Annotated in this window: 1 protein-coding gene; it reads right to left on the bottom strand. The window is 69.9% G+C overall.

Going from position 1 to position 236, the window contains the following annotated elements:
- Window positions 1-236, bottom strand: a 236-nt coding sequence (locus tag AC4FS3_RS29660; protein ID WP_491023522.1) for a hypothetical protein, incomplete at both ends; no start/stop codon positions are given.

The raw sequence follows: 236 nt of genomic DNA, 5'->3' as shown, positions 1-236 counted from the left end.
TCCCGGGTCTTTTCCAGGGCCGCGACCCGGTCAGCCAGGCGGGCGGCGTTGGCGCGGTGGCTGGCCAGGGTTTCCTGAAGCGTCCGCACCGCGTTCTGCTCAACCAGCAGCTCATCGGCGCGCCGTTCCGCCAGACGCTTCTGTTCGCCGGCCGCCGCCGAAATGGCGCTGATCCGCTGCTCCAGTTCGGCGATGGCCACGCGCTGGCTTTCGATGCGCTTGACGGCGTCAGCCTG

The sequence above is a fragment of the Pseudogemmobacter sp. TB195 genome (assembly GCF_058313095.1).
The sequence above is the reverse complement of the archived record's forward strand: the minus strand, read 5'-3'. Positions and strand labels throughout refer to the sequence as shown.